The 308-nt window shown below is 63.6% G+C and carries 1 protein-coding gene; it reads right to left on the bottom strand.

Annotated elements, in window-relative coordinates:
* Window positions 1-308, bottom strand: a 308-nt coding sequence (locus B2W55_RS24405; RefSeq protein WP_349678882.1) for a radical SAM protein, incomplete at both ends; no start/stop codon positions are given.

The following is a 308-nucleotide window of genomic DNA, read 5'->3' as shown; positions in this document are numbered from 1 at the left end:
GATACTGGCCGATGGTCAGGAAATCGACCTCCGCCGAGCGCAAATCGTCCATCACCTGCAACACCTCGTGCCGCTCCTCGCCGAGGCCGACCATGATGCCGGACTTGGTGAAGATGGTCGGATCGATCTCCTTGACCCGCTGCAAGAGCCGGATCGAATGGAAATAGCGCGCACCGGGCCGGACCGTCAGGTAGCGCGACGGCACGGTCTCCAGATTGTGGTTGAAGACGTCGGGCTTGGCCGCGACCACGCGCTCCAGCGCACCGTCCTTGCGCAGGAAGTCCGGCGTCAGGATCTCGATCGTGGTG

Origin of the sequence: Bradyrhizobium sp. UBA2491 (genome assembly GCF_002341725.1) — a bacterium.
GTDB lineage: Bacteria > Pseudomonadota > Alphaproteobacteria > Rhizobiales > Xanthobacteraceae > Bradyrhizobium.
This window is presented reverse-complemented; position numbering and strand designations above follow the sequence as displayed.